Here is a 26990-nt window from a genome sequence, read left to right as displayed (position 1 = left end):
TTCATCCGCCGTTCAGCTGTACGCGGCTGATATCGGTCGATCTCTCACCGGGATTCTTCGTGACTCTTACCGTGGCCTGGCGCCGCTTCATGTTCGCGCTTGTGCTGCTGGCGTCGCCGCCGGCCGGCGCGAGCGTTGCGTTCGGATTCGATGCGATCGAGCTTGCGCAGGCGCAGCCAGAAGCGCAGCCGTCGCCCGCCCCTTCGCCGACGCCATCGGCTTCACCCGCTCCCGCGACCGAGGCGCAGCCCGCTGCCGTCGAGCCGATCGGCAACGTTGCGACGGTGACGGGCATCGCGACCGTGATCCGCGACAAAAATTCCTATCCGCTGCGCGTGCGCGACGACATCTATCTCAACGACGTCGTGCAGACTTCGTCGAACTCATCGCTCGGCATCACCTTCGACGACGCGACCACGTTCAACCTCTCCGCCAGCACGAAGATCACCATCGACACTTACGTCTATGAGGACGGCGGCAAGCACAACGCAGGCATCTTCGACATCGGCAAGGGCACGGTCGCCTTCGTCGCGGCGGCGGTGGCAAAGACCGGCGACATGAAGATCACGACGCCGACGGCCACGCTCGGCATCCGCGGCACCACGGGCGTGGTCGAGGTGCCGGAAGGCGCGGCCGCGAACAAGACCAACAACGTCAACATCAAGCTCTATCCCGACGCCGATGGCCGGGTCGGACACATCGACGTCGACGACCGCACAAGTGGGACCCGGCTCGGCGCGCTGACGCAAGGCGCGAGCGGTTTTGCGATCCGGCCGGGCGCAGCCGCGGCCGGCGTCATGCGCTTTGCCGCGGTGCCGATCACGATTCCCGCACAGCAGATCGCGCGCGACCGCGGCTTCGTCAGCCAGGTGCATCTGGCGCAAACCACGGGCCGGCAGATCGTCACCGAGCAGCGCGACTTCCGCCGCGCCAATCCGACCGCGAGCCCGCGCATTCCGCGGCCGTTCCAGCCGCCGCAACAGCAACAATTGCGGCCGAACACGGCGCCAGGACAACAGCCGCAACAGCCGCAGCGGCAGGGCCAAGCGCCGGGCCAAGGTGGCGCCGTGCAGCCCGGTACGCCGCGCGTAGGTCAGGGTCAGCAGCAACAAGGCCAGAAACAAGGCGCGGGACGTCCGGCAGGCCCACCGCGCGCCGGTCAAGGCACGCAGCCTGACGGCACCCCGCAAACCCGGCCGCGACGCGGTGGACAGAGTCCGACGCAGCCCGGCGGAGTCGCGCCGCCGCAGCCGGGCGGAACGCAACAGCAGCCCGGTCCGCAGCCGCAACTGCCGCGCACCGGCATGCAACCCGGCCAGCCGCCCGCTGCTCAACAGCCGGGCCTGCAACGCCCGGGCGGATTCCAGCAGCGCCTCCCCGCCGCACAACGCCCCGCAGCGCCGCGACGGCCAGCGCCAGTTCCGAAGGAGAAGGAGCGGCGGTGACTTTCTTCCTTCTCCCCTTGTGGGAGAAGGTGGCGCGAAGCGCCGGATGAGGGGTTCTATCGGCGAAAACTCATCGACAGCTTCACGCGTGGAGAGAGACCCCTCACCCGCCTCGCCGCTTCGCGGCGAGCCACCCTCTCCCACAAGGGGCGAGGGTGCACCGTCAACGCGGGGCGAGGTGAAGAAAACTCACGCCTCTCCGCGTAGCCAGGCTTTCATCTTCTGCAACAGGCCGTGCCGCAACTCGCCCACCGAGGCTGCTTCAGCCGGTGTCAGTGTCTGCAAAGCCGCATCGACATCGTCGGTCGCCAGCGGTGGCGGCTCGGGCGCAGGCGAAGATGCAAGCCCCGCCGCCGCGAGCGCGATCGGGCCAACCTGGGTCAGGAACACGCGCTCATACTCGCGCGACAGGCGCGCGAGCGCGTCTTCCAGGGGCAGCCAGTCGACCGCCTTGATGTCGTTCATCAGCTTGCGGACGGGACCGCCCCCGGCCTCCATGCGCCAGAAATGCACGACCTTGGAGCGGCCACCTGACTGATAGACGAGCGTACCCAAAAATTCGTGGATGGCGACGTCGTGGCCGGTCTCTTCCCGCACTTCGCGATGCGCAGCTTGCTTCGGCGTCTCGCCGTCGTCGAGCTTGCCCTTGGGCAAAACCCATTCGTTGCGCTTGCGCTGGCGCACGACGGCAATCAGCGGCGACGCACCTCGCTGCAGCACAATACCACCCGCCGCCATGACCGGCGCCCGTGCCATCACCCAATCCGTCGTCGTAGAAACGTCCCCACCGACGATATAAGCGGCCGCCGCGGCGGATTGAAGGCTAGTTTTTTCTCAGCAACGCTTGACCTGCGCGAATGCGCGTGCCTTCGGCGATGCCGTCGCAGAAGGTGAAATCGCCGGGCGCGAGAATGATGATGGTCGAGCCGTGCTCGAACCAGCCGAGCTCCTCGCCCTTGCTCACGTTGACGTCGCAGGGAAAATTGACCGGCCCCCTGGCCTGCGCATTCAGCACCATGTCGAGGAAGTGCAGGCGGATGCTTGCCACCAGGATCGCGGCGACCGGCACCAGCGTCACGGCCTCGCCAGTTGATAGATGCGTGCGGATCACCGCGCGCTCGTTCTTGCAGAACAGGCGCTCGACGCGCTTCAGCGCGATCGGGTTGACGTTCCAGACATCGCCATGGATCAGCGTGACGCGCTCGATATGTGCGTCATAAGGCGCGTGGAAGCGGTGATACATGCTTGAGGTCAGCCGCAGCGTGACGAAGGACCCGTTGCGGTGCTGGTCGACCAGCACGGAATCGCCGAGCAAATCGAGCAGCGAGTACGGCGCGCCCTTGACCTGGAACAGCTCGGTATCGGCGATCCGGCCATGGGCGCCGACGATGCCGTCGGACGGACTCGCGACAATGGACGGGTCCGGATCAAAGGGCCGCAGGCCCGGCTTGAGCTCCCGGGTGAAGCAGTCGTGCAGGCTCCGGAAATGGGTTTTGCGTGCCTCCGACAGATCGAGGTCGGAGAACAGCTTCCACAGCGCGATGGAGCCGTCCCGCACCAGCGGGTTCTCGATCTTGGAGAACCAGCCCATGAACCGGGTCAACGCGGCGCGCGGGATGCGGTTGGTCAACAGGAAGTTGAGGTCTTCCTGCTGGGTGAAAGAGGCGATGAGGGCTTTGACTGTCATGAATCTGTCAGCTCGCAGTATTAGCGCTTGTTGTCATGGAAACGACACTCCCGATTCTTTCTTTGTCCGTGGCCGCCGCAGCGTCTGCTGCCGCCGCCTTCCCGAAGATCAAGGCGCGGATCGAATTGTCCCGCGCCAAGCACCGCTCGCTCGCCGGACACTCCAAGATGTCGCGCCGGGTGGCAAAGCTGCTTCCGTTCTACGAATTCGAAGGCGATGCCTACTTTGCCTGCGACGGCGCGCCGGCGAACATCGCAGGCCTGCGCAGGGACGGCTTCTTCCGCCTCGCAAGCCTTTACGCCGAGCGCTACCCCAAGGGCCGCGCGATGACGAAGGAAGCGGCGGAAAAGATCTCCGACCTGCACTTCACCGAGACCTACCGCGTGCCTTTCCAGTTCTCGCGTCTCGTTCGCGAGCATTTGGGCACCTCGACCTTCGTGGAGTCCTCGCGCGGCGTCACCGTCACGGATGTCGACGGCAACACCTCCTACGACCTCACGGGGTCCTACGGTGTCAACATCTTCGGCAACGACTTCTACAAGGAGTGCATCGAAGGCTCCGAGAAGCGGGCGCACGCGCTCGGACCGGTACTCGGACCCTACCATCCCGTCATCCTCGAGAACGTGGCGCGGCTGTGCCAGATCTCGGGCCTCGACGAAGTGTCCTTCCATATGTCCGGCACCGAGGCCGTGATGCAGGCAGTGCGGCTCGCGCGCTACCACACCAGGCGCACGCATCTGGTCCGTTTCGCCGGCGCCTATCACGGCTGGTGGGGCGACGTGCAGCCCGGCGTCGGCAATCCGATTCCCGCGCACGAGACTTACACCCTCGCCGAGATGTCGGAGAAGACGCTGCACGTGCTGCGCACGCGCAAGGACATCGCCTGCGTGCTGGTCAATCCACTGCAGGGCCTGCATCCGAACGGCAACGCGCCCGGCGATTCCTCGCTGGTCGATTCCTCCCGGGGCGGTAATTTCGACCGCGCGGCCTACACCGAATGGCTCAAGCAGCTGCGCGAGGTCTGCACTGAGCGCGACATCGTGCTGATCTTCGACGAGGTCTTCGTCGGCTTCCGTCTCGCTGCCGGCGGCGCCCAGGAATACTTTGGCGTCAAGGCCGACATGGTGACCTACGGCAAGAGCCTCGCCGGCGGCCTGCCGGTCGGCGTGGTCTGCGGCAAACGCGAGCTGATGCGCCGCTTCCGCGACGACCGCCCCGCCGACGTCTGCTTCGCCCGCGGCACCTTCAACTCGCACCCCTACGTCATGACGGCGATGGACGAGTTTCTGAGCCGGCTCGCCAGCCCGAATTTCCGCGCCGTCTATGACGGACTGGACGAGACCTGGAACGGCCGCGCGCAAAAGCTCAACCAAATGATGAGCGATGCCGACCTGCCGGTGCGGTTCGCAAACTTCTCGTCGATCTGGACGGTGAAATACACCACGCCGTCCCGCTACAACTGGATGCTGCAATATTACCTGCGCGCTGAAGGCCTGTCCTTGAGCTGGGTCGGCACCGGCAGGCTGATCTTCAGCCTGAACTACACCGACGCCGATTTCACCGAGGTCGCCGAGCGTTTCGTCCGCGCGGCCGAGAAGATGAAGGCCGACGGCTTCTGGTGGCACGATGGCGTCCTCACCAACAAGACCATCAAGCGGCAGATCCTGAAAGAGATGCTGGCCAAGCGCTTCGGGCGCTGAGGCTGGTTCCTCCAACGGCGTCATGGCCGGGCACAGCCGTCCGAAGGACGGCGTCGCTTCCGCTCGCCTATGCCCGGCCAGCCACGCGTCTCCGCGCGAGACCTCCAAGACGTGGATGCCCGGGCCTTCGCCTCGCCGAAGCGGCTTCGGCCGCGCAGGCGGGACGAGCCCGGGCATGACGCAACCATCAGACATCGGAGGCCTTGGTGAGAACGGCGCGCTCAGGCGTGCTGCTCTTCGAGCGTGGGCTCACCGATGAGGCCCAGCGTGTGCTCGGGCTTGAGATGCAGGCCGGGATCCATCAGCTCGCCACGCATCAGCGCCAGCGGCGCGTTGCGGTAGAGCATCAAATCGTGGAAGGGGTCGGTCAGGATCTTCGTCATCCAGACGAGACCGGTCTCGACGTCGCGGATGAAGAACAGGTGCACCGTGCGGAACATGAGACCGCCGCCGCCGACGACGAGCCAGATCTTGGCCACTTGCCGCATGAAGTCGGTCGCGCCCGCCCAAGGCGTGAACAGTCCGAACAGAGTCGGATCGACCAACAGCACCACCGGCGACAGCGCCCAGATCGACATCAGCACCACCTTGCGCCGAAGGTTGTAGCCGACCTTGATCTCTTCCTTGTGCTCGTGCGTCGCCTGGTTGATCTGGTCGTAGCCATGCGGCTCGAAGAAGAAGTGGCCGGCCTGGCGCGAGGTCATCGAGACCAGCCAGCCCACCAGCGCGGAGACCATGGGGTCGACGAACAGCCAGACATAGGCGAACAGGAAGCTCAGCGCGCTGACAAAGTGCAGGCTCTGATTGATGCGGCTGTGGTGATAGTAGCGATGGTCGTCCCAGCGCTGGATCCGCAGCTGCTCGAGATAGTTCTTGATCATGCTCTCCCCCAAATGCTTTCGGGTTCAGGATTTACAGGGATTCGATGTAGGCCGTGTGACATCATCATTTTGTCATGTGACGATGCGCAGCGGCGCGATGACGCACGGGTTACGTGAGCTTGGATCAAGCCGCCTTGGCGACGTCGATCTTGCGGAATCGCACCAGCGAGAAATGACCGAGCGGCGGGATCAGGCGGCGCTCGGCGAGCTCGATGCCGTCGGCACCGGCCAGCCATTTGGCATAACGCGACCAGGCGAACTCGGCGGTGCGGAAACCGAGCGGACGTACCACCGGCTGCAGCTTCTGCTCGATGAAGCGGCGCATGCCGGTATCGGCGCTGACGCGGGTGAGGATGATCAGCTCCCCGCCCGGGCGCAGCACGCGGGCGAATTCGTCAAGCGCAACTTCCGGATTCGGCACGGCGGTGACGACGTATTGCGCCATCACGACGTCGAAGGAGTTGTCGGGGAATTCGAGCTTCTCGGCATCCATCACCGCGAGGCCTTCGACGTTCTCTAGGCCGCCCTCGACGACGCGCTGGCGCGCCTTGTCGAGCATCGCCTCCGAGATGTCGGTGCCGAAGATGCGCAGATGCGGCGCGTAGAGCGGCAGCGAGATGCCGGTGCCGACGCCGACCTCGAGCACCCGGCCGCCGATCTTGTTGGTGGCCGCGATCGCGGCCTGCCGGCCTTTTGCGAACACGCCTCCGAACACGAGGTCGTAGACCGGTGCCCAACGATCATAGGCCTGCTCGACCGTGCCACGGGTGAGGTCGAGCTGCTGGGTGCCGTCAAGGTTCATGATCTTAGCCATCGATGAGGTTCTCGCTGTGGTCGAACGGGATCAGCCGCGCACCGGCCGCCGCGCCATGCGAGGCGAGGCGCGCAAGACGCGGCTGGGCTGAAGTGAAGTGAGGTTGCCGACGAATTGGCGCGCGCTGTTTTCCCAGGAGCGCTCCAGCGCGAAGTTGCGGCAGGTCTCGCGCGACATGGTCAGTGCGCGCAGGCACGCTTCGCGCAAATCGTGGTCGATCGCGCCGATCGGATGATCTGCGATGACGTCCTTCGGTCCCGTCACCGGAAACGCCGCAACCGGCGTGCCGCAGGCGAGCGCTTCGAGCTGCACCACGCCGAACGTGTCGGTCAGGCTCGGAAACACGAACACGTCAGCGGCGGCGAGGTGCGCGGTGAGGTCAGCGCCCTTCTTCTCGCCGAGGAAGACCACGTCGGGAAATTTCTTTTCAAGGCCGGCCTTCTGCGGACCGTCGCCGATGACGACCTTGGTGCCGGGCAGGTCGAGCGAGAGGAAAGCCTCGAGGTTCTTCTCCACCGCCACGCGGCCCATCGTCATGAAGATCGGCCCGGGCAGATCGAGCTTGGCTGGAGAGTCCGGATGAAACAGCTCGGTGTTCACGCCGCGGGTCCAGAAGCCGAGCCGCTTGAAACCGCGCTCGGACAGCTCCTGCCGCAGCGAGGGCGTCGCGACCATCGTCATGGCGGCGGCATCGTGGAAGTGGCGCAGCACGGCGTAGCCGACGCTCGCGGGGATGCCGGTTCGCACCGAGACGTATTCGGGAAAGCGCGTGGTGTAGGAGGTGGTGAAGGCGAGCCGGTTGCGACGGCAATAAGCCCGCGCCGCCCAGCCGATCGGCCCTTCGGTCGCGATGTGCAGCGCCTCCGGCGCCGCCCTCTCGATCCGCCGCCCAATCTCCCTGCCGCTCGGCAGCGCAATGCGCAGCCCCGGATAGGTCGGCAACGGCCATGACCGAAAGCCGTCCGGCGTCAGGAAGTCGATCTCGACATCCAATGCCTTGGCCGCGCCAGCCAGCGAGGTCAGCGTCCGCACCACACCGTTGACCTGCGGATGCCAGGCGTCAGTCGCGATTAATACCCGCATGGGGAAATCCCGAGATTTTTATGATTCTCGGCTTAGGACCATCAACCACGGATATTTCAGGCGTGTGACGTCATGGAAGTGTCGGCCCGCTGTTTTGTTCGTTAACGGGTCCGCGCAGCCACGAAACCGTCATGAAACAATCCTTTCCGCCATGAAACCGTTTTCGGTTTTCCGCGCAAACGTCCCGAAACTTCTTGCCGTTAGTGATCTAGGCAACAGAGCACCGCAACGGTGCCGGGTGACCAAGAAACACCGCGCAAACAGGGGCGACCGATGATCAATCTGGAGACGTTGAAGACTTATTCGCGCGCCGTTGCGTTTGGCGCAGTGGCTGTCACCGCGATCGCGTTCGCCGGCCCGGCCAAGGCCGCGCCTGTGCAGCTCTTCCCCTTCTTCCAGCCGCTGCCGCCGATCGCAGCGCCGCAGCCGTACCAGCCTTATCAAGCGACGCCCTATCGGGCCGCGCCGTCCGAGGAGCAGGACGCGGTCGAAACGCCGGCCCGCTTCCGCCGCCAGACCGTCTCCTATGCGACGCGTGAGGCGCCGGGCACCATCATCATCGATACGCCCAACACCTATCTCTATCTCGTGCTCGGCAATGGCCAGGCGATGCGCTACGGCATCGGCGTCGGCCGCGACGGTTTCACCTGGTCCGGCACCCAGTCGGTGACCAAGAAGGCGGAGTGGCCGGATTGGACCCCGCCGCCGGAGATGATCGCCCGCCAACCCTATCTGCCGCGCCACATGGCCGGCGGTCCCGGCAATCCGCTCGGCGCCCGCGCCATGTATCTCGGCGGCACCATCTACCGCATCCACGGCACCAACGCACCCGACACCATCGGCAAGCACGTCTCCTCCGGCTGCATCCGCCTGACCAATGACGATGTCGCGGACCTGTACTCCCGCGTCAACGTCGGCACCAAGGTGATCGTGCTGCCGATGACGGAGCGCCGCGCAGAACTCGGAGCCGCAACGCGGTAAGCGACAGGACATTGTGACGCAAGCGGCCCCGGAACCCACCGGGGCCGTTTTCGTTGGCCCTCTGCATACCGATGCGCGCGCGTGCTGCGGCGCGATCCCCGATGGCGGCGCGAATGCAATCACGTCCGCAAACGCCGCAAGGCAAATGCCTGCGCGCGATCGCTGCCGCCGTGGCACTGCTGCTGACCGTGCCCACCTCGCGCGCACAGCAGCCGGGGAGCGACGATGCAGCCCAGCAAGCCTTCAACAATTCCTGCCGCACCTGCCACTCGGTGAAAGAGGGCGACAATCGTCTGGGCCCCAACCTCAACAAAATCGTCGGACGCAAGGCCGGCGCGCTGCCGAACTACAACTATTCTTCGTCGATGAAGGAAGCCGGCTTCGTCTGGGACCAGGACAAACTCACCCGCTTCATGCTCAAGCCGGACGAGGTCGTCTCCGGCAACAAGATGCAGCCCTATGGCGGCGTCTCGGCGGAGGAAGCGGGCAAGATCGTTGCCTATTTGCAGGCGGCTTCGCAGTAGGGCCACCGGCCCCGCCGATCTGCGATCAGCCTCAGCCACGCCGCCGAATGAAACGCGCTCATCAGCAGATACATCGGCACCATCCCGCCGAGCATCGCCCCATGTCCGGAGCCACACAGCATGTCCGCCGGGCCATCAAGCATGGCCGTCAGTACGGCCATGATCGCGAAGGTCGGCGTCGCCGCCAGCCCCAACCATCTGGCGAGGTGGCGCGCAGCCACCACACCGTTGCGGCTCGCGCCGGCCATTGCGCTGACGGGACTAGTCACGTCCTTCAGCCGCCTCCTCGCGAAAAGCCTTCTCGCCCGCGGTCGAGATCTCGACCCATCTCTTGTCGGGCGCCGCACCTTCGGTGTAGCTGTCGTGCCAGTTCCACCATTTGTAGGTCGGCGTCTGCGGATAGCCTTTCGGCGAATCCTCCCAGACCTCCTGCCGTCCCAGCGGCGTGATGTCGAGGTAATTCCAGGTGCCGCCCATCTGCTCGTCGCCCCGGCTCTTGACGAAATAGGTGCGGAAGATCCGGTCGCCGTCGCGGAAGAACACGTTGGTCCCGTGCCACTCGTCGACGCCGAAATCCGCATCGAAACTGTCGGTGACGGTGACCCATGGCATGGTCCAGCCCATCCGCTGCTTCAGCCTGCTGATATCGGCCTGCGGTGCGCGCGAGGCGAACACCAGCGTGGTGTCGCGGGCATTGAGGTGCGCGACATGCGCGACCTGGTCGGCCACCATGGAGCAGCCGCGGCAGGCATGATCCGGCCAGCCGAACACGCCCGGCTCGAAGAACGCACGGTAGACGATCAGCTGCCGCCGGCCCTGGAACAGGTCGTGCAGACTGACCTTGCCGCCCGGCCCCTCGAACGCATAGGTTTTGGTCACTTCCATCCACGGCATGCGCCGGCGCTCGGCCGCCAGGGCATCGCGGGCACGGGTATGCGCCTTTTCCTTCACGAGCAGTTGCTGACGGGCGGCCTCCCAGTCCTGCGGCGACACCACCGGCGGTGTTTGCATGGCGGCTTGTCCGTTATTTCCTGCGTTGTCAGCTGATGTCATCATGGCTCTCCAACTTTTCCCGGGCGGCCGTTCCGTATCTCGCTATGCAAGATGCGGAACCGCTCGCCCCTCGCCGCACATTGTCGGCCGTCAACGATCTCTCGCACCGGACGGTTGCGTGGTGGGAGTAACAAGTGTGGCGGGATTTGAATGGAGTCGCTGATCACGGCCGCGGCGCGCGCGCTCCAAGCCGGCGATCCGCTCGGCGCGCTGAACCGCGTTGCGCTGCGCAACGATGCACCTTCGCTGGCGCTGCGCGGCATCGCGATGGCGCAACTCGGCGATCTCGCCAAGGCGAAGACGCTGCTGCGCAGCGCCGCACGTGCCTTCGGCCCGAGAGAGGCGGTCGCGCGGGCAAGATGCGTCGTCGCGGAGGCCGAGATCGCACTCGTCTCGCGCGACCTGAATTGGCCGGCCAACACGCTCGTGGCCGCGCGGGCGACGCTCGCAAGCCACGGTGACCTCGCCAACGCGGCCCATGCGGGTCACATCGAGGCGCGCCGACTTCTCCTTCTCGGGCGCCTTGACGAGGCCGAACGCACGCTGGCCGACATCAAGTCCACGCCGCTGCCCCCGGCTGCGCAGGTCGGCCGCGAACTCGTGATTGCCGGCATCGCGATCCGGCGGCTCAGAACGAAAGACGCGCGCGCGGCGCTCGGGCGCGCGGCGAGCGCAGCACGACAGGCCGGCATTCCCGCGCTTGCGGCCGAGGTCGAAGGCACGAGCCGCGTGCTCGACACGCCCGCAGCGCGCTTGATCACGCGCGGGCACGAACGGCCGCTACTGCTCGAGGAGGTCGAGGACCTCGTGACATCGGAGGCGCTCGTGGTGGACACGTTCCATCACGCGGTTCGCAGGCGAGGCATCCTCGTGCCGCTCGGAACGCGGCCGGTGCTGTTCGCACTCGCGCGCATCCTGGCGCAGGCCTGGCCGGCCGATGTCTCGCGGGAAGGGTTGATCACGGGAGCGTTTCAGGCAAGGCACGTCGATGAATCGCATCGCGCCCGGCTGCGCGTCGAAATCGGGCGGCTCCGCACCAAGCTCAAGCCTCTGGCCGACGTCAGCGCGACCAGGCAAGGTTTTGCGCTGACGCCGCGCAACACGCGGCAGGTTCTCGTCCTCGCACGGCCCGTCGAGGAGAAGCACGCCAATGTGCTCGCCTTCCTCTCTGATGGCGAGCCCTGGTCGAGTTCGGCGCTCGCGCTGGCGCTGGGAACGAGCGCGCGCACCGTGCAACGGGCCCTCGAAGAGCTGGCGCGATCGAACAAGGTGCAGTCCTTCGGACACGGACGGGCGCGGCGCTGGATGACGCCGCCCGTGCCGGGTTTCCCGACAGGCTTGTTACTCCCCGGACCGCTCATGAAGACGTAAAGTGGGATTCACACCGCAGGGACCGAGCAGATGAAACGTTCAGCCGCCGAGATCGTCAGGGAATACGGGCCCTATGCAGGCGTCGAAGCCGTGCACGGCGTCACCTATGACGGCAGCCTTATGTGGTTCGCATCCGGCGACAGATTGAACGCGGTCGACCCGGCCGATGGCAAGATCACCCGCTCCATCGATGTCGCCGCGCATGCGGGAACGGCGTTCGACGGCCGCCACCTGTTCCAGATCGCCGAGGACCGCATCCAGAAGATCGACGCTGTGACCGGCAAGGTGCTCGCCACCATCCCGGCACCCGGCGGCGGCGGCGATTCCGGACTGGCCTGGGCCGAGGGCTCGCTCTGGGTCGGACAGTATCGGGAGCGCAAGATCCATCAGGTCGATCCCCAGACGGGAAAAATTCTCCGCACCATCGAAAGCAAGCGCTTCGTCACCGGCGTGACCTGGGTCGACGGCGAGCTCTGGCACGGCACCTGGGAAGGCGAGGACAGCGACATCAGGCGGATCGACCCCGAGACGGGCAAGGTGCTGGAGCAGCTCGACCTGCCCGCCGGGACGATGGTGTCAGGATTGGAGTCCGATGGCGGCGACCGTTTCTTCTGCGGTGGCGGAGATCGCGGCAATGTGAGGGCGGTGCGCCGTCCGAAGCGCGGCTAGGTACGCGAGGACGAATGCGCGGCAACGGTGCGTTCGCGGCCGTTAATATGTTTGCCCCAATTCCACCCCATCGGTGGGCTCTAGCGCCCTCCTTGCCTGCCCTGTAGACTTCTGCCCCGGGGCGGCCTGGGGGATTGATGCGACTGACGCTGAACTTGAAAACTGTCCTGATCGCCGTCGCGGTGCTCGCGGCGTCGTTTTTCATCAGCCTGAAGGCGATGGACTGGCTGTCGCCGCGGGCGACGAATTCCGCGCCGCCGGTCGCGCAATTGCCGCCGCTGCCGCCGGTCTCGAAGAGCTCGATCGTGGTGGCGCCGGTCGCCATCGCGCTGTCGGCGATCCGCGAGCAGGCCGAGAAGGCCGCTCCGCGCAATTTCGCCGGCAAGGCCGAGAACCCGATCTCGCAAATCCTGGAGAACGCCGACATCGGCTGGTCGGCGGTACGCGGACCGATGGCGACTGCCGGCGACAAGGACGTGCTGACGATCTCGACGCCGCTCACGGGCAAGCTGAACGTGACGGGCTCGCTGTCGTCGAAAGCCACCGGCGCGCTCGGCGAGGCGCTCGGCAGCGTGCTCGGCGGCAATGCCGCGAAACAGATCGGCGCGGTCAACATCAAGAATTTGAACGCCAGCGCCGAGATCAAGGGCAACGTCGTCGTTACCTCGCGGCCGAAGCTCGCCGCCAACTGGCATCTCGAGCCCAATCTCGGCGCCCAGGTCAATCTTGGCGATACCAACCTCAACATTTCGGGCGCCAAGGTCAACGTGCCTGCCCAGGTGAAGCCGCTGATCGACAAGACCGTCGGCGAACAGATCAACGCCGTCTCCGAACGCATGCGCAACGATCCGACCTTGCGGGACAACGCGAAGCTGCAATGGGCCAAGGCCTGCCGCTCGATCCCGCTGCAAGGCTCGGGGTCTTCCGCCGCGCTGCCGCCGCTTTGGCTCGAGATGAAGCCGACCCGCGCCATCGCGGCACAGCCGCGCGTCGACGCACAGAACGTGACGCTGCTGCTTGGCCTCGAGCTCGAGACGCGCGTGATCTCGACGCCGACCAAGCCCGACTGCCCGTTCCCCGACAAGATCTCGATCGTGCCGCCGACCGGCACCGGTGTGAACATTGGCGTGCCGATCGACGTGCCCTTCACCGAGATCAACAAGCTCATCGCGGCGCAGATGGTCGGCCACACCTATCCCGAGGACGGCTCCGGCCCGGTCGATGTCACCGTCAAGAGCGTCAACGTGATCCCGTCGGGCGAGCGCCTCCTGATCTCGCTGCTGGTGCGCGCCAAGGAGAAGAAGAGCTGGCTTGGTCTCGGCGCCGAAGCGACCGTGCACATCTGGGGCCGGCCGATGCTCGACCAGGCGCAGCAGACGCTGCGGCTCGCCGACATCCAGCTCGCCGTGGAATCCGAGGCGGCCTTCGGCCTGCTGGGTGCCGCGGCGCGCGCGGTGGTGCCGCAGATGCAGCAGGCGCTGGTGCAGAAAGCGACGGTCGATCTGAAGCCGATTGCCGCCAACGCACGCGAGAAGATCGCCGCCGCGATCGCCGACTATCAGAAGAACGAGGATGGCATCAAGGTCGAAGCGAAGATCGACAGCCTGAGCCTCGCCGACATCGCCTTCGACTCCAAGACGCTGCGCGTGATCGCGGAAGCCGGGGGCTCGCTGAATGTATCCGTGACGAAGCTGTCGGGGATGTAGCGCGCCCCTTTTCCCGACGGGTCCGTGCGCGCAGTCGCTTGCGCCGCTGGCAATCTGGTCGGACGATGCTAAGCTGTTCCTCGCACCCCGGGGACGGGGTGCTGACAGCACTGTGGCTGACAACGCGAGGACGACATGGAAGCCGGCATGGTTACGCCTGCGCCGGCGCTGGTGCGCTTTTCCGGCATTCAGAAGACCTATGATGGCGAGCACCTCGTGGTGAAAAACCTCGATCTCGACATCAGGAAGGGCGAGTTCGTCACCCTGCTTGGTCCGTCGGGCTCGGGCAAGACGACCACCCTGATGATGCTGGCGGGTTTCGAGGTTCCGACCCATGGCGAGATCTTCCTCGCGGACCGACCGATCAAGAACGTGCCGGCACACAAGCGCGACATCGGCATGGTGTTCCAGAATTATGCCCTGTTTCCGCACCTGACGATTGCGGAGAATATCGCCTTCCCGCTCTCCGTTCGCAACACGAACAAGGCCGAAGCGCAGGATCGTGTCAAAGCGGCATTGCGCATGATCAAGATGGAAACTCTGGCGCAGCGGCGGCCCGGGCAGCTGTCCGGCGGTCAACAGCAGCGCGTGGCGCTGGCCCGCGCGCTGGTTTTCAATCCGCAACTCGTGCTGATGGACGAGCCGCTGGGCGCCCTAGACAAGCGCCTGCGGGAGCAGATGCAACTGGAGATCAAGCAGCTGCACGAGACCATGGGCATCACCGTCGTCTATGTCACCCACGATCAAAGTGAAGCGCTCACCATGTCGGACCGCATCGCCGTGTTCAACGATGGCATCGTGCAGCAGATCGACAGGCCCGACGCGCTGTATGAGCATCCGGTGAACAGCTTCGTCGCCCATTTCATCGGCGAGAACAACGTGCTGTCCGGCACCGTCGAGACGGTCGAGAAACAATATTGCCGCGTTGTGCTGGCGGGCGGCGGCGCCGTGACCGCACGAGCGGTCAACGTATCAGGCGCGGGCGCATCGACCTCGCTGTCGGTGCGGCCGGAGCGGATCGCCATCATCCCGGATGGCATCTCCAGCGACGAACCGAACCGACTGCCGGCCAAGGTGCAGAACACCATCTACCTCGGCGACCACGCGCTGGCCGTGCTCGACGTCGCCGACAACAAGGAGTTCATGGTCAAGCTTCAGCCGGGGACACACGACAGCCTGAGAGCTGGCAGCCTTACAGCTGGCAGCCTGAGACCTGGCGATGACGTGTTCATCACCTTCCGCCCGGAGGACTGCCTGGCCCTCGATCCCGTCTGATCCGACCATGCAGCATCGCTCCAAGGTGGGCGGACCTGGACCAACCAAGCTCAACGCAAGTCACGTGAAGAAGAAGGAACAAAGACCATGCTGAAGCGCAAGATTATTCTGGGTTTGGCCGCGGCATTCACCGCCAGCGCGACGCTGGCCACGGTCGCGCAGGCGCGTGACCTCACCGTTGTGTCGTGGGGCGGCGCCTATCAGGATGCCCAGAAGAAGGTCTATTTCGAGCCGTTCAAGAAAGCGACCGGTGTTCCCTTGAATGACGAGTCCTGGGACGGCGGCGTCGGCGTGTTGCGCGCCAAGGTGCAGGGTGGTGCCGCCACCTGGGACGTCGTCCAGGTCGAGAGCGACGAGCTGGCGGTTGGCTGCGAGGAAGGCCTGTTCGAAAAGCTCGACTATTCGAAGATCGGCGGCGAGGCCGCCTATATCCCACCGTCGGTCAATCCTTGCGGCGTCGGCGCCATCCTCTACGATTTCGTTCTCGGCTACGACAAGGACAAGCTCAAGGAGGCCCCGAAGGGCTGGGCCGACTTCTTCGACACCAAGAAGATCCCGGGCAAGCGTGCCCTGCGTCAGGGGCCGAAGACCACGCTGGAGATCGCCCTCATGGCCGACGGCGTCGCGCCAAAGGACGTCTACAAGGTGCTGGCGACCGACGAGGGCGTCGAGCGCGCGTTCAAGAAGCTGGACACCATCAAGGGCGACATCGTCTGGTGGAAGGCCGGCGCTCAGCCGCCGCAATTGCTCGCCTCCGGCGAGGTGGCAATGACCTCGGTCTACAATGGCCGCATCGACACCGCGAACAAGAACGAGAAGAAGAATTTTGGCATGGTCTGGGACGGAGCGCTCTTCACCCTCGACACTTGGGTGATCCTGAAAGGCAGCCCGAACAAGGACGCGGCCTACAAGTTCCTGGACTTCGTCGGCAAGGCTGAGAACCAGTCGAAACTGTCGGAGAACATTGCTTATGGCACCTCGAACAAGGACGCAGCCGCCCTGCTCGCGCCTGCTGTTCTGAAGGACCTGCCGACAGCGCCTGACAACATCAAGAATGCGGTGGAGATCAATGTTGCCTTTTGGCTCGAGAACATCGACCGCCTGACCGAGCGCTTCAACAAATGGGCCGCGAAATAGCGTCCCCACAAAGCTCGACCCAAGGTTAGACCAATGACGGATGCGCTCTTGACCGGCGCCCATGGCCCGACCGAGGTGCCGCTCAAGCGCCGATTGCGGCGGGCGGAGCGAGCACGCCAGGTCAAAGCATTGGCGCTGGTTCTGCCGCTTCTCGTCTTCCTGCTCTTCACCTTCGCTGGGCCCATCGCCGGCATGCTGTGGCGTGCCGTCGATGACCGCGAGGTGCGTCTGGTTCTGCCTCAGACCATCGCGGCTCTCGCCAGTTGGGACGGCAGGGATCTGCCGGACGAAAAGGCCTACGCGGCGCTGGCGGGCGACATCATGGCGGCGCGCGATTCCGGCACCATTGCGATTGCGGCCAAGCGGCTCAACTACGCACTGAACGGCTTCCGCACGATCCTGACCAGCACCGCACGCAATCTGAAGACTGCGCCCGAGCCCGGCACGGCGAGGGAGACGCTGGGCAAGATCAACCCGGCCTGGCGCGAACGCGCCACCTGGACCACGATCAAGGACGCCAGTGGCCCCGTGACCGGCTTCTATCTTTTGTCGGCGCTCGATCTGACGCGGAACGTGGACGGCGCGATTGTCGCAGCTCCGCCCGATCAGGCCATCTACCGCGACGTTTTCGTCCGCACCTTCCTCATCAGCCTCAGTGTCACGGTGCTGTGCCTGATCCTTGGCTTCCCGGTCGCCTACCTGCTGGCGGCGCTGCCGCCCGGCCGGTCGAATTTGCTGATGATCTTCGTCCTGCTGCCGTTCTGGACGTCGCTTCTGGTCCGCACCTGCGCCTGGATCGTTCTGTTGCAGGGCAAAGGCGTCGTGAACGACAGCCTGCTCTGGCTTGGCATCATCGACGAGCCATTGCGCCTGATCTACAACCGCTTTGGTGTCTGCGTGGCCATGACCCACGTTCTCCTGCCGTTCATGATCCTGCCGCTGTACAGCAGCATGAAGGCGATCTCGCCTGCTTACATGCGTGCCGCCGCCTCGCTCGGCGCGCCGCCGCTCACCGCCTTCCTGCGGATCTACCTGCCTCAGACGCTGCCCGGCATCGGCGCGGGAAGCCTGCTCGTCTTCATCCTGGCGCTCGGCTATTACATCACGCCAGCACTCGTCGGGGGCGCCGCCGATCAGATGATCAGCTACTTCATCGCGCTCTACACGACCGAGACGGCCAATTGGGGCCTTGCTTCGGCACTGGGTGCGGTGCTGCTGCTCGCCACTATTCTGCTCGCGCTCGTCTACGGAAAGCTGGTGCAGGGACAGCAGGTCACGGGAGGGATGAAGAATTGAGCGACAATTCCTCCATCCGCACGCCGAGCCAGCGCATTGCGTGGACCGCGACCATCGTGATCTCCACGCTGGTGTTCATCTTCCTGATTGCGCCGATCCTTGCGATCATGCCGCTGTCGTTCAGCTCGGGCTCGTACCTCACCTATCCGCTGCCGGGCCTCTCGCTGCGCTGGTACGACGACTTCATCAATTCGCCGCGCTGGATGAATTCGCTGAAGAACAGCATGATCATCGGTGTCGCCTCGACCCTGCTGTCGATGGTGCTCGGCACGCTGGCGGCGTTAGGGCTGGCGCAGTGGAAGAGCCGGTTCAAGCCGCTCGTGCTGGCCTTCGTGCTGTCGCCGGTCGTCGTGCCCGGGGTCATCACCGCGGTCGGTCTCTATTTCTTCTTCGCGCCGATCGGATTGACTGGCAGCTATCTCGGCTTGATCCTGGCCCACACCGCGCTGGCGACGCCCTTCGTCGTCATCACGGTCGGCGCGACGCTGCAGAGCTTCGACACCAATCTGGCCCGCGCTGCCGCCTCGCTCGGTGCCTCGCCGCTTGACGCCTTCCGCCGCGTGATCCTGCCGCTGATCCTGCCCGGCGTGGCATCGGGGGCCCTGTTCGCCTTCGCGACCAGCTTCGATGAGGTGGTGATCGTGCTGTTCATGGCAGGTCCCGAGCAGCGCACCCTGCCGCGCGAGATGTTCAGCGGCATCCGCGAGAACATCAGCCCGACCATCACGGCGGCAGCGGTGATCCTGACGACGGTCTCGGTCATCCTGCTCGCCACCCTGGAAGGCCTGCGCCGGCGCAACGAACGGCTCAAGGGCAGCAGCGCGTGAGCTTCTTCCTTCTCCCGGGGAGAGGGTGAAAACACTGCCGCGCCCTGCTTATTTCTCAACCCTCCTCGCGCATTCTCGGGCTTTGCTCCGGGGACAGATTGTCGTTAGAACGGTCCCCGCAACAAAACCCAAACAACAACGCTGAGGGAGAAACAAAATGCAAAAGCTCATCGCCGCGATCGCGGCCGGTCTCGCGCTCGCCGCCACGTCAGGCGCCGCCCAGGCGCAGATTTCCGACGACGTCGTCAAGATCGGCGTGCTCACGGACATGTCGAGCCTCTATGCGGACGCGACCGGCAAGGGCTCGCTCGCCGCCGTGGAGATGGCGGTCGCCGATTACGGTGCCAAAGTCGCGGGCAAGCCCGTGCAGGTGGTCTCCGCCGATCACCAGAACAAGCCCGACGTCGGCGTCAACATCGCCCGCAACTGGTACGACAACGACAAGGTCGACGCGATCTTCGACGTGCCGACCTCGTCGGTGGCGCTGCCGATCTCGGCGTTGACGCGCGAGAAGAACAAGATCCACATCAATTCCGGCGGCGGCTCATCCGATATCACGGGCGTCGCCTGCTCGCCCAACACGGTGCACTGGACCTACGACACCTATGCGCTGTCGAACGTCGCCGGCAAGGCGATGGTCAAGCGCGGCGAGGACACCTGGTTCTTCGTCACCGCCGACTACGCCTTCGGCATGGCGCTGCAGCGCGACGCCGCCAACGTCGTCAAGGAGAGCGGCGGCAAGGTGCTCGGCGAGGTCCGCCATCCGCTCAACTCGTCGGACTTCTCCTCCTTCCTGCTCCAGGCCCAGGCCTCCAAGGCCAAGGTGGTCGCACTGGCCAATGCCGGCGGCGACACCACCAATGCGCTGAAACAGGCGGCCGAGTTCGGCCTGACGGAGGGCGGCCAGAAGATGATCGCCTTGCTCATGGAGATCACCGACGTTCATTCGCTCGGCATCAAGTCGACGCAAGGCCTGATCATCACCGACGCGTTCTACTGGGACACCAACGAGGAGACGCGCGCCTTCTCCAAGCGCTTCAACGAGAAGGTCGGTCACATGCCGACCATGATCCAGGCGGGGCTCTATTCCGCGACCATGCATTACCTGAAGGCGATCGACGCCATCAAGACCGACGAGGCACCGAAGGTGATGGAGCAGATGCGCAAGACACCGGTCAACGACTTCTTCGCCAAGAACGGCAAGATCCGCATCGACGGCCGCATGGTCCACGACATGTATCTGTTCGAGGTCAAGAAGCCCGAGGACTCCAAGGGCGAGTGGGACCTCTACAAGCTGATCGCCACCGTGCCCGGCGACGAGGCCTTCCGTCCGCTCGACAAGGGCGGCTGCCCGCTGGTGACGCACTGAAGTTCTTCTCCCTCTTCCCGCTTGCGGGGAGAGGTTGGGAAGAGCACGACAGCGCGCCCGGCAAAAACCGGGCGCGCTTCGTTTAGCCGTTCAGAGCCGCGTTACTCCGAGTATTTGAACTCGGGCATGTTCTTCAGCTCGTCCTTGCTCGCATTGAACACGGCGTGGTCCGGATACCATTTCGACGCGGACGTGGCCGTCGTTGTCGTCGCGGGCTTGTTGTCGGTGCCGGTCGCGGCACCCGTCGTGGTAGTCGCCGCGGGCCGGTTGGCTGCGCTGTTCGGGTTGTTCCCGGCAGCGCCGGTGTAGGCAACCGCCTCGTTGACGAATTTCAGCTTCTCAAAGGGCACCGCAACCAGATGCTCGCCCAGGCCGAGGAAGCCGCCGACGCCGATCACAGCGATCTTGATGTTACCGCTCTTGTCCATCAGCAGATCGTTGATCGAGCCGATGTTCTCATTGGCGTCGTTATAGACCTTGATGCCGTCCATCTTGGACGTACGCCACTGTCCCGACGCGGTCGTGGTGGTCGTCGTCGCCGCGGCAGCCGGCGCCTTGTCGGTGGTGGCGGTCGGATTTTGCGCGAACGCAACGGTTGCGAGCAGTGCGGTACCGGCAAGACCGGCCGCGATCGATTTCATCAACATATTGTCCTCTCCTTCAGCAGAAAACTTGTGCGGAGAAAACAGCTCGGATCAGTCCCAGTTCCGCGCGTGCTGCAATTTCGTCGCGTGCTGCGCGAGCATCTGGGCTGCGTTCAATTGTTCCTAAGTCACTCAGGAACATTTCGCAGCGCACGATTTCGTGGATAAATTCATGCGGCGCGCGCGATCGCGATCGCCCACGGCGGCGAGCTGTCGCTGCACGACCCGGAGCCGCATGGGCCGATCGTGCGGATGCAATTGCCGGTACGGCAGCAGCCGCAGCTTGCGGCTTAAGCCATGATCCGGACCCGAAGGGTCGCGCCAGCGCAAAGTGTGCAGCGGTTTTCCGAAAAGATCAGGCCCGAAGACTAAACCTCAGGCCGCAAGCGGCGGGTGCGCGACGGCTCCCTCATCAAAAATCGCAACCGCCTCGAAGCGATAATTGCAAGCACGGCATGTCCAAAGATAGGAGATGCGTCCGTCGCCCGCCTCGATCCAATCAGGTTGGGGGATCGGCGCGCCGCATTGCGCACAGGGATTTTGCCTGGGAATGTCGCCGATGTGTGCCTTCACCACGTTTGCTTTTGTCATGGCACCTCTCCCGATTTGCGCCGCTCTCTTACTCGCTTTCGGGCCCGCACGCGAATAGACAGGCCCGCTGTCGCGAATGACGGCTTCGTCTGCATGACAAGCCCTACGCCGGCCTTGCGTCCGAATGACGGCTCTGCGCTGCAAAAACGTAATCGGAGGCGTTTCGCCACATCATCGCCGCGTTCGCGGGGCCTAACGCGAGCGGGCGCAGGTGAGCGGTGCCGAGGAACATTTGATGAAAATTTTACATGTCGCCGCGCTGCTCGCGGCCGGACTGACGTTGCCACAGGCCGCATTCGCGGGCCAAGCGGAGTACGCCGAGATGGTCGCGGCCCATGCCCGCGCCAACGGCGTGCCGGAGGCGCTGGTGCATCGCGTCATCATGCGCGAAAGCCGCTATCAGCCCGGCCTGGTCGGCCATGGCGGCACCATCGGGCTGATGCAGATCAAGCTCGCGACCGCGCGCGGGGTCGGCTACACCGGCGACGCCGCCGGCCTGCGCGATCCCAATACCAACCTCACCTATGCCGTGAAATATCTCGCCGGCGCCTATCACGCCGCCAATGGCGATCACGCCCGCGCCGTGCGTTATTTCGCCGGCGGCTATTACTACGCCGCAAAGCGGCAGCGGCAGGAGGCCGTGCAGGTCGCCAATACGAGCGAGGCCAATATGGGCGCCCCTTGGCTCGAGCCGAACGGCAATCCGCAGCCGATATTCGGCGCCGCGCCGCACAGGAAGCTCGCCCAGCGCGTCCGCAACGCCCGGGCGCAGGCGCCCAGGTAAGCGCGGTTCCCGCCCAAGCGCGTTGACCACCCTGCCCTGCTGGCATACATTAGAGCCGTTCCGAGGGGTGCTCCGAGGAGGAGCTGAGATACCGCTAAATGGGCAAATCCGCCCAGGACCGCGGTGACCCTTTGAACCTGATCCGGGTCATGCCGGCGAAGGGACAGGGATGTTGCAGACGACCAAGCGACCGGATTCCCCGGTATCCATCATCGGCGCAGGCATCGCAGGCGCCTGGCAGGCCTTGCTGTTCGCGCAGGCCGGCCACGCCGTCACCTTGCACGAGCGCGGTGACGCCGACATGACCGATGCCACCAGCCATTGGGCCGGCGGCATGCTCGCGCCCTATTGCGAGGCGGAAGTTTCCGAACCGATCATCTCCAGGCTCGGCCTGCGCTCGCTCGACATCTGGCGGCGCGAGCTGCCCGACACGCCCTTCAACGGCTCGCTGGTCGTCGCCCACCCGCGCGAGCGCAGCGACTTCGAGCGTTTTGCCCGGATGACCGAGGGCCATCGCCGGCTCGATGCCGCCGGCCTTGCCGAGCTCGAGCCCTCGCTCGAAGGCCGCTTCCGCGACGCGCTGTTCTTTCCGACCGAGGGCCATGTCGAGCCGCGCCGCGTGCTCCCGAAACTGCACGAGCGCATCCGCGCCGCCGGCGGCACCATCAAGTTCGAAAGCGACGTCGCCGCGGCCGAACTCGCAAAACTTGATCCTGAAGGCATCGTGATCGACTGCCGCGGCCTTGCTGCGCGCGACGAGCAGCCCGGCTTGCGCGGCGTCAAGGGCGAGATGATCCTGATCGAGACCAGCGAGGTGCAGCTTGCGCGGCCGGTGCGGCTGATCCATCCGCGCTGGCCGCTCTATGTGATCCCGCGCGAGGACAATCTGTTCATGCTCGGCGCGACCTCGATCGAGGCCGAGGACACCGGCGTCAGCGTCCGCTCGGCGCTGGAGCTGTTGGGCGCGGCCTATGCCGTGCATCCCGCCTTCGGCGAGGCCCGCATCGTCGAATTCGGCTCCGGCCTGCGCCCCGCTTTTCCCGACAATCTGCCGCGCATCGGCATTCGCGGCAACACGATCAGCGTGAACGGCCTCTACCGTCACGGCTTCCTGATCGCCCCGGCGCTGGCCGAGCTGACGCTTGGCTTTGTCGAGCGCGGCCAGATCGACAATGAGGTGATGCAATGCGCGTGATCGTGAACGGCGAGCAGCGCGAGGTGAATTCGGCCAGCGTCGACGCGCTGCTCAGCGAGCTCGACTACGAGGGCACCCATTTCGCGATCGCGCTCAACTACGACGTCGTGCCGAAGAGCCGCTGGGCCGAGACGGCGCTGAAGCCCGGCGACGAGATCGAGATCATCACGCCGCGGCAGGGAGGGTGATGATGATGGCGCGCTCGCCGAACACTCAGCTGTCATCGCCCGGCTTGACCGGGCGATCCAGTACGCCGCGGCGTCTCGGTTCTAACCGCACCGCCTCTGGAATACTGGATCCCCGCCCCCCGTGCGCAATTTGCGCACTAGGCGGGGATGACAGTGTCATTTGGAGAGACACCCCATGGTGACCTTCTACGGCAAAACCTTCCCCTCCCGCCTCCTGATCGGCAGCGCGCTCTATCCCTCGCCTGCGATCATGCAGTCGGCGATCCGCGCCTCGGGCTCGAACATCGTCACGGTGTCGCTGCGGCGCGAATCCGCCGGCGGCAAGACCGGCGATGCGTTCTGGAATCTGATCCGCGAGCTCGACGTCACGGTGCTGCCGAACACCGCCGGCTGCCGCAGCGTGCGCGAGGCGGTGACGACGGCCAAGCTCGCGCGCGAATTGTTCGGCACATCCTGGATCAAGCTCGAAGTCATCGCCGACAACGACACGCTGCAGCCCGACGTGGTCGGCCTGGTCGAAGCCGCGACCATCCTGATCAAGGACGGTTTTGAGGTGTTCCCCTATTGCACCGAGGATCTCTCGATCGCGAACCGCCTGGTCGATGCCGGCTGCAAGGTGGTGATGCCGTGGGCGGCGCCGATCGGCAGCGCAAAAGGCATCACCAACCGTGACGCGCTCAAGCTGATGCGCGAGCGGCTGCCCGATATCACGCTGGTGGTCGACGCCGGCATCGGCGCGCCGTCGCATGCGGCCGCGGCGCTCGAACTCGGCTACGACGCCGTGCTGCTCAACACCGCCATCGCCAAGGCCGCCGATCCCGTCGCGATGGCCAACGCCTTCCGCCTCGGCGTCGAGGCCGGCCGCACCGCTTTTGAGGCCGGGCTGATGAACGCCCGCGATTTCGCCTCCCCTTCCACCCCTGTCGTTGGGACACCGTTCTGGCATGCCGTATCCTGATCGCTTTTATCCCGTCGTCGACAGCCTCGCCTGGGTCGAGCGCCTGACCAAGCTCGGCGTCGGCACCATCCAGCTGCGCGCAAAGGACCTCGACGACTCGCAATCGCTGCAGATGGTCACCGACGCGCTGGCGATCACCGCGGGCACGCAAGCCAAGCTCGTCGTCAACGACTATTGGCGCGCGGCGATCGTCGCCGGCGCAAAATATCTGCATCTCGGCCAGGAGGACCTTGCCGACGCCGACCTCGCTGCCATCCGCGAGGCCGGCTTGTCGCTCGGCGTCTCCACCCACGACGATGCGGAGCTGGACACCGCGCTTGCCGCCGAGCCCGACTATGTCGCGCTGGGCCCGATCTTCTTCACCACGCTCAAATCGATGCGTTTCGAACCGCAGGGCATTCCGAAGATCACGGAATGGAAGAAGCGCGTAGGCCACATCCCGCTGGTCGCGATCGGCGGCATCAAGTTCGAGCACGCCGCGGAGATCTTTGCCGCGGGCGCGGATTCCATCGCCGTCGTCAGCGACGTCACCCAGAATGCCGACCCGGATGCGCGGGTGCGGCAATGGCTCGGCCTGTCCGCGGAGGCGGCGTGATGCGCCTCACTCTCTCACCCCGCACGCCACTGTCATCGCCCGGCTCGACCGGGCGATCCCGTACGCCGCGGCTTCTCGGCTTGAGCCGCACCGTCTCGGAGTACTGGATCCCCGCTCCCGTGCGCAATTGCGCACTAGGCGGGGATGACAGCCGAATTTGCCTCTCGCATAGCGACATCAACGAATTAAACCGGAGGATCCCATGAACATCCGCTCCAATCCCGACAAGACCGTCCCCGCCGTCACCACCGGCCCGCTGCCCTCGTCGCGAAAAATCTTCGCCTCGCCCGATGCCGCGCCCGACCTGCGCGTGCCGCTGCGCGAGATCATCCTGTCCGAAGGCGCCGGCGAACCGAACCTGCCGGTGTACGACACCTCCGGCCCCTACACCGACCCTAGCGTGACCATCGACGTCAACGCCGGTCTGGCGCGCGGCCGCAAGGCCTGGGTGCTGGAGCGCGGCGGCGTCGAGGAATATCAGGGCCGGCAGATCAAGCCGGAGGACAATGGCAGCGTCTCCACCGACAAGGCCGCGCGCGCCTTCTCGGCCTATCACCAGCCGCTGCGCGGCCGCGACGGCCACAAGATTACGCAGCTCGAATTCGCCCGTGCCGGCATCATCAGCAAGGAGATGATCTACGTCGCGGCACGCGAAAATCTCGGCCGCAAGGAGCAGCTCGAGCGTGCGGAAGCAGCCCTTGCCGACGGCGAAAGCTTTGGCGCGGAAGTGCCCGCCTTCATCACCCCGGAGTTCGTCCGCAGCGAGATCGCGCGGGGACGTGCCATCATCCCCTGCAACATCAACCACGCCGAACTCGAGCCAATGATCATCGGCCGCAACTTCCTGACCAAGATCAACGCCAATATCGGCAACTCGGCGGTGACGTCATCGGTCGAGGAAGAGGTTGAGAAGATGGTGTGGGCGATCCGCTGGGGCGCCGATACCGTGATGGACCTCTCGACCGGGCGCAACATCCACACCACCCGCGAATGGATTTTGCGCAACGCGCCGGTGCCGATCGGCACCGTTCCGATCTATCAGGCGCTGGAGAAGTGCGACGGCGATCCGGTCAAGCTGACCTGGGAGCTCTACAAGGACACGCTGATCGAGCAGTGCGAGCAGGGCGTCGACTATTTCACCATCCACGCCGGCGTGCGCCTGCAATACATCCACCTCACCGCCAACCGCGTCACCGGCATCGTGTCGCGCGGCGGCTCGATCATGGCCAAGTGGTGCCTGGCGCATCACAAGGAAAGCTTCCTCTACACCCATTTCGACGAGATCTGCGATCTCATGCGCAAGTATGACGTCTCGTTCTCGCTCGGCGACGGCCTGCGTCCGGGCTCGATCGCCGATGCCAACGATCGCGCGCAATTCGCCGAATTGGAGACGCTCGGAGAACTCACCAAGATCGCGTGGGACAAGGGCTGCCAGGTCATGATCGAAGGCCCCGGCCACGTGCCGATGCACAAGATCAAGATCAACATGGACAAGCAGCTCAAGGAATGCGGCGAAGCGCCGTTCTACACCCTCGGGCCCCTGACCACCGACATCGCGCCGGGCTACGACCACATCACCTCGGGCATCGGCGCCGCCATGATCGGCTGGTTCGGCTGCGCCATGCTCTGCTACGTCACGCCGAAGGAGCATCTCGGCCTGCCCGATCGCAACGACGTCAAGGTCGGCGTCATCACCTACAAGATCGCCGCCCACGCCTCCGATCTCGCCAAGGGTCACCCGGCAGCCCAGCTGCGCGACGACGCGCTCTCCCGCGCCCGTTTCGACTTCCGCTGGAGCGACCAGTTCAACCTCGGCCTCGACCCCGAGACCGCCAAGAACTTCCACGACGAGACCCTGCCGAAGGAAGCCCACAAGGTCGCGCATTTCTGCTCGATGTGCGGCCCAAAATTCTGCTCGATGAAGATCACGCAGGACGTCCGCGACTACGCCGCGACGCTGAACGACCCGAACGGCGTGGGCATGTCGATGAGCGGCACCGCCGAGGACGGCATGGCTAAGATGAGCGCGAAGTTCAAGGAGATGGGCGAGAACTTGTATCTGGATGCGGAGAAGGTGAAGGAGAGCAATCGGGTGTTGTGAGCGGGCCCGTGCGAACTTTGGGGGCGACGATCGTCGCCCCCAAAGTTGGAAACGCAATGCGAACGGCCCATGCGGTCTGAAATACTACCAGGACTACCACCGTACGGACCTCCGGC

Annotated in this window: 27 protein-coding genes and 1 riboswitch; of the genes, 18 read left to right on the top strand and 9 right to left on the bottom strand. The window is 65.1% G+C overall.

All coding sequences use genetic code 11. From position 1 onward, the window contains the following. Positions 1–59: 59 nt before the first annotated feature. Positions 60–1445 (top strand): FecR domain-containing protein, encoded by a 1386-nt coding sequence (locus IVB07_RS09595; protein ID WP_094183504.1) that lies wholly within the window; start codon positions 60–62, stop codon positions 1443–1445. Positions 1446–1634: 189 nt separating this feature from the next. Here IVB07_RS09595 and IVB07_RS09590 read toward each other — a convergent pair whose 3' ends face one another. Continuing rightward, on the bottom strand, positions 1635–2201 hold the full coding sequence (locus tag IVB07_RS09590) for an NUDIX hydrolase (RefSeq protein ID WP_247294934.1): 567 nt from the start codon (positions 2199–2201) through the stop codon (positions 1635–1637). A gap of 67 nt (positions 2202–2268) precedes the next feature. Then, positions 2269–3132 (bottom strand): archaetidylserine decarboxylase, encoded by an 864-nt coding sequence (gene asd / locus IVB07_RS09585; RefSeq protein ID WP_247294936.1) that lies wholly within the window; start codon positions 3130–3132, stop codon positions 2269–2271. A 35-nt stretch (positions 3133–3167) separates the two neighbouring features. Between asd and IVB07_RS09580 the strand changes: the two genes are divergently transcribed. Further along, positions 3168–4832 carry an aminotransferase class III-fold pyridoxal phosphate-dependent enzyme gene (locus IVB07_RS09580; RefSeq protein ID WP_026232679.1) on the top strand — a complete coding sequence of 555 codons (1665 nt, stop codon included), beginning with the start codon at positions 3168–3170 and terminating at the stop codon, positions 4830–4832. A gap of 221 nt (positions 4833–5053) precedes the next feature. On the opposite strand, the gene IVB07_RS09575 is transcribed toward IVB07_RS09580, so the two are convergent. From IVB07_RS09575 to IVB07_RS09565, 3 genes are all read right to left on the bottom strand, one after another. Continuing rightward, positions 5054–5713: a hypothetical protein gene (locus IVB07_RS09575; protein WP_085349114.1), complete on the bottom strand. Its 660-nt coding sequence runs from the start codon at positions 5711–5713 to the stop codon at positions 5054–5056. Between the two features lie 124 nt (positions 5714–5837). After that, positions 5838–6527 (bottom strand): methyltransferase domain-containing protein, encoded by a 690-nt coding sequence (locus tag IVB07_RS09570; RefSeq protein WP_085349115.1) that lies wholly within the window; start codon positions 6525–6527, stop codon positions 5838–5840. 30 nt (positions 6528–6557) lie between these two features. Continuing rightward, the gene (locus IVB07_RS09565) at positions 6558–7610 is read right to left on the bottom strand and encodes a glycosyltransferase family 1 protein (RefSeq protein WP_247294938.1); all 1053 of its coding nucleotides are present in this window, start codon (positions 7608–7610) and stop codon (positions 6558–6560) included. 273 nt (positions 7611–7883) lie between these two features. Here IVB07_RS09565 and IVB07_RS09560 point away from each other — a divergent pair, with 273 nt between their 5' ends. Beyond that, positions 7884–8591 carry a L,D-transpeptidase gene (locus IVB07_RS09560; protein WP_085385382.1) on the top strand — a complete coding sequence of 236 codons (708 nt, stop codon included), beginning with the start codon at positions 7884–7886 and terminating at the stop codon, positions 8589–8591. A 113-nt stretch (positions 8592–8704) separates the two neighbouring features. Next, positions 8705–9115, top strand: coding sequence for a c-type cytochrome (locus tag IVB07_RS09555; protein ID WP_039799008.1), 411 nt, complete (start codon positions 8705–8707; stop codon positions 9113–9115). On the opposite strand, the gene IVB07_RS09550 is transcribed toward IVB07_RS09555, so the two are convergent. Then, complete coding sequence (locus tag IVB07_RS09550; RefSeq protein WP_039798961.1) at positions 9091–9384, bottom strand: hypothetical protein; 294 nt, start codon at positions 9382–9384, stop codon at positions 9091–9093. The genes IVB07_RS09555 and IVB07_RS09550 overlap by 25 nt on opposite strands. Beyond that, positions 9377–10171, bottom strand: a complete 795-nt coding sequence (locus IVB07_RS09545; RefSeq protein ID WP_085385381.1) for a DUF899 domain-containing protein — start codon at positions 10169–10171, stop codon at positions 9377–9379. Before IVB07_RS09545 ends, IVB07_RS09550 begins: the two co-directional genes overlap by 8 nt. A 147-nt stretch (positions 10172–10318) precedes the next feature. Between IVB07_RS09545 and IVB07_RS09540 the strand changes: the two genes are divergently transcribed. The 8 genes from IVB07_RS09540 (at position 10319) to IVB07_RS09505 (ending at position 19818) form a co-directional block, all read left to right on the top strand. Then, positions 10319–11539 (top strand): helix-turn-helix domain-containing protein, encoded by a 1221-nt coding sequence (locus IVB07_RS09540; protein ID WP_085385380.1) that lies wholly within the window; start codon positions 10319–10321, stop codon positions 11537–11539. Between the two features lie 30 nt (positions 11540–11569). Beyond that, complete coding sequence (locus IVB07_RS09535) at positions 11570–12208, top strand: PQQ-binding-like beta-propeller repeat protein (RefSeq protein ID WP_085385379.1); 639 nt, start codon at positions 11570–11572, stop codon at positions 12206–12208. A 137-nt stretch (positions 12209–12345) separates the two neighbouring features. After that, a complete protein-coding gene (locus tag IVB07_RS09530; RefSeq protein ID WP_085349121.1) occupies positions 12346–13914 on the top strand; it encodes a DUF4403 family protein in 1569 nt (522 codons plus the stop codon). Positions 13915–14049: 135 nt separating this feature from the next. Then, positions 14050–15189: an ABC transporter ATP-binding protein gene (locus IVB07_RS09525; protein ID WP_085385378.1), complete on the top strand. Its 1140-nt coding sequence runs from the start codon at positions 14050–14052 to the stop codon at positions 15187–15189. A gap of 87 nt (positions 15190–15276) precedes the next feature. Next, entirely contained in the window at positions 15277–16326 is a 1050-nt protein-coding gene (locus tag IVB07_RS09520; RefSeq protein WP_085385377.1) for an ABC transporter substrate-binding protein, read from the top strand. Between the two features lie 33 nt (positions 16327–16359). Continuing rightward, positions 16360–17622, top strand: coding sequence for an ABC transporter permease (locus IVB07_RS09515; RefSeq protein ID WP_247294943.1), 1263 nt, complete (start codon positions 16360–16362; stop codon positions 17620–17622). Then, positions 17619–18449 (top strand): ABC transporter permease, encoded by an 831-nt coding sequence (locus IVB07_RS09510; protein WP_018454162.1) that lies wholly within the window; start codon positions 17619–17621, stop codon positions 18447–18449. The genes IVB07_RS09515 and IVB07_RS09510 overlap by 4 nt, the downstream gene beginning before the upstream one ends. Before the next feature lie 157 nt (positions 18450–18606). Next, positions 18607–19818, top strand: a complete 1212-nt coding sequence (locus IVB07_RS09505; protein ID WP_018454161.1) for an ABC transporter substrate-binding protein — start codon at positions 18607–18609, stop codon at positions 19816–19818. Positions 19819–19919: 101 nt separating this feature from the next. On the opposite strand, the gene IVB07_RS09500 is transcribed toward IVB07_RS09505, so the two are convergent. Both IVB07_RS09500 and IVB07_RS09495 read right to left on the bottom strand, forming a co-directional pair. After that, positions 19920–20465 carry a PRC-barrel domain-containing protein gene (locus tag IVB07_RS09500; protein ID WP_018454160.1) on the bottom strand — a complete coding sequence of 182 codons (546 nt, stop codon included), beginning with the start codon at positions 20463–20465 and terminating at the stop codon, positions 19920–19922. A 372-nt stretch (positions 20466–20837) separates the two neighbouring features. Beyond that, a complete protein-coding gene (locus tag IVB07_RS09495) occupies positions 20838–21053 on the bottom strand; it encodes a hypothetical protein (protein ID WP_018454159.1) in 216 nt (71 codons plus the stop codon). Between the two features lie 235 nt (positions 21054–21288). On the opposite strand from IVB07_RS09495, the gene IVB07_RS09490 reads away from it, so the two are divergent. From IVB07_RS09490 to thiC, 6 genes are all read left to right on the top strand, one after another. Then, on the top strand, positions 21289–21837 hold the full coding sequence (locus IVB07_RS09490; protein WP_247294945.1) for a lytic transglycosylase domain-containing protein: 549 nt from the start codon (positions 21289–21291) through the stop codon (positions 21835–21837). A gap of 53 nt (positions 21838–21890) precedes the next feature. Then, positions 21891–22019: riboswitch (TPP riboswitch) on the top strand. After that, positions 22007–23032 (top strand): FAD-dependent oxidoreductase, encoded by a 1026-nt coding sequence (locus IVB07_RS09485; RefSeq protein ID WP_247294948.1) that lies wholly within the window; start codon positions 22007–22009, stop codon positions 23030–23032. Its footprint overlaps the riboswitch before it by 13 nt. Continuing rightward, entirely contained in the window at positions 23023–23220 is a 198-nt protein-coding gene (gene thiS / locus IVB07_RS09480; RefSeq protein WP_085349129.1) for a sulfur carrier protein ThiS, read from the top strand. Before IVB07_RS09485 ends, thiS begins: the two co-directional genes overlap by 10 nt. A gap of 175 nt (positions 23221–23395) precedes the next feature. Then, complete coding sequence (locus IVB07_RS09475) at positions 23396–24178, top strand: thiazole synthase (protein ID WP_247361152.1); 783 nt, start codon at positions 23396–23398, stop codon at positions 24176–24178. Then, positions 24165–24773 carry a thiamine phosphate synthase gene (locus IVB07_RS09470; protein WP_085349131.1) on the top strand — a complete coding sequence of 203 codons (609 nt, stop codon included), beginning with the start codon at positions 24165–24167 and terminating at the stop codon, positions 24771–24773. The genes IVB07_RS09475 and IVB07_RS09470 overlap by 14 nt, the downstream gene beginning before the upstream one ends. Before the next feature lie 202 nt (positions 24774–24975). Next, positions 24976–26874 carry a phosphomethylpyrimidine synthase ThiC gene (thiC, locus tag IVB07_RS09465; protein ID WP_247767624.1) on the top strand — a complete coding sequence of 633 codons (1899 nt, stop codon included), beginning with the start codon at positions 24976–24978 and terminating at the stop codon, positions 26872–26874. Positions 26875–26990 lie beyond the last annotated feature (116 nt).

The organism is Bradyrhizobium sp. 172 (genome assembly GCF_023101065.1).
GTDB lineage: Bacteria > Pseudomonadota > Alphaproteobacteria > Rhizobiales > Xanthobacteraceae > Bradyrhizobium > Bradyrhizobium canariense_D.
Note: the sequence above shows the minus strand (reverse complement) of the source record. Positions and strands in the feature narration are given on the sequence as shown.

Coding starts and splice junctions, on each gene's coding strand:
- IVB07_RS09590 (WP_247294934.1), bottom strand. CDS start 2,201: ATGGCACGGGCGCCGGTCATGGCGGCGGGTGGTATTGTGCTGCAGCGA.
- asd (WP_247294936.1), bottom strand. CDS start 3,132: ATGACAGTCAAAGCCCTCATCGCCTCTTTCACCCAGCAGGAAGACCTC.
- IVB07_RS09580 (WP_026232679.1), top strand. CDS start 3,168: ATGGAAACGACACTCCCGATTCTTTCTTTGTCCGTGGCCGCCGCAGCG.
- IVB07_RS09575 (WP_085349114.1), bottom strand. CDS start 5,713: ATGATCAAGAACTATCTCGAGCAGCTGCGGATCCAGCGCTGGGACGAC.
- IVB07_RS09570 (WP_085349115.1), bottom strand. CDS start 6,527: ATGGCTAAGATCATGAACCTTGACGGCACCCAGCAGCTCGACCTCACC.
- IVB07_RS09565 (WP_247294938.1), bottom strand. CDS start 7,610: ATGCGGGTATTAATCGCGACTGACGCCTGGCATCCGCAGGTCAACGGT.
- IVB07_RS09560 (WP_085385382.1), top strand. CDS start 7,884: ATGATCAATCTGGAGACGTTGAAGACTTATTCGCGCGCCGTTGCGTTT.
- IVB07_RS09555 (WP_039799008.1), top strand. CDS start 8,705: ATGCAATCACGTCCGCAAACGCCGCAAGGCAAATGCCTGCGCGCGATC.
- IVB07_RS09545 (WP_085385381.1), bottom strand. CDS start 10,171: ATGATGACATCAGCTGACAACGCAGGAAATAACGGACAAGCCGCCATG.
- IVB07_RS09540 (WP_085385380.1), top strand. CDS start 10,319: ATGGAGTCGCTGATCACGGCCGCGGCGCGCGCGCTCCAAGCCGGCGAT.
- IVB07_RS09535 (WP_085385379.1), top strand. CDS start 11,570: ATGAAACGTTCAGCCGCCGAGATCGTCAGGGAATACGGGCCCTATGCA.
- IVB07_RS09530 (WP_085349121.1), top strand. CDS start 12,346: ATGCGACTGACGCTGAACTTGAAAACTGTCCTGATCGCCGTCGCGGTG.
- IVB07_RS09525 (WP_085385378.1), top strand. CDS start 14,050: ATGGAAGCCGGCATGGTTACGCCTGCGCCGGCGCTGGTGCGCTTTTCC.
- IVB07_RS09520 (WP_085385377.1), top strand. CDS start 15,277: ATGCTGAAGCGCAAGATTATTCTGGGTTTGGCCGCGGCATTCACCGCC.
- IVB07_RS09515 (WP_247294943.1), top strand. CDS start 16,360: ATGACGGATGCGCTCTTGACCGGCGCCCATGGCCCGACCGAGGTGCCG.
- IVB07_RS09505 (WP_018454161.1), top strand. CDS start 18,607: ATGCAAAAGCTCATCGCCGCGATCGCGGCCGGTCTCGCGCTCGCCGCC.
- IVB07_RS09500 (WP_018454160.1), bottom strand. CDS start 20,465: ATGTTGATGAAATCGATCGCGGCCGGTCTTGCCGGTACCGCACTGCTC.
- IVB07_RS09495 (WP_018454159.1), bottom strand. CDS start 21,053: ATGACAAAAGCAAACGTGGTGAAGGCACACATCGGCGACATTCCCAGG.
- IVB07_RS09490 (WP_247294945.1), top strand. CDS start 21,289: ATGAAAATTTTACATGTCGCCGCGCTGCTCGCGGCCGGACTGACGTTG.
- IVB07_RS09485 (WP_247294948.1), top strand. CDS start 22,007: ATGTTGCAGACGACCAAGCGACCGGATTCCCCGGTATCCATCATCGGC.
- thiS (WP_085349129.1), top strand. CDS start 23,023: ATGCGCGTGATCGTGAACGGCGAGCAGCGCGAGGTGAATTCGGCCAGC.
- IVB07_RS09475 (WP_247361152.1), top strand. CDS start 23,396: ATGGTGACCTTCTACGGCAAAACCTTCCCCTCCCGCCTCCTGATCGGC.
- IVB07_RS09470 (WP_085349131.1), top strand. CDS start 24,165: ATGCCGTATCCTGATCGCTTTTATCCCGTCGTCGACAGCCTCGCCTGG.
- thiC (WP_247767624.1), top strand. CDS start 24,976: ATGAACATCCGCTCCAATCCCGACAAGACCGTCCCCGCCGTCACCACC.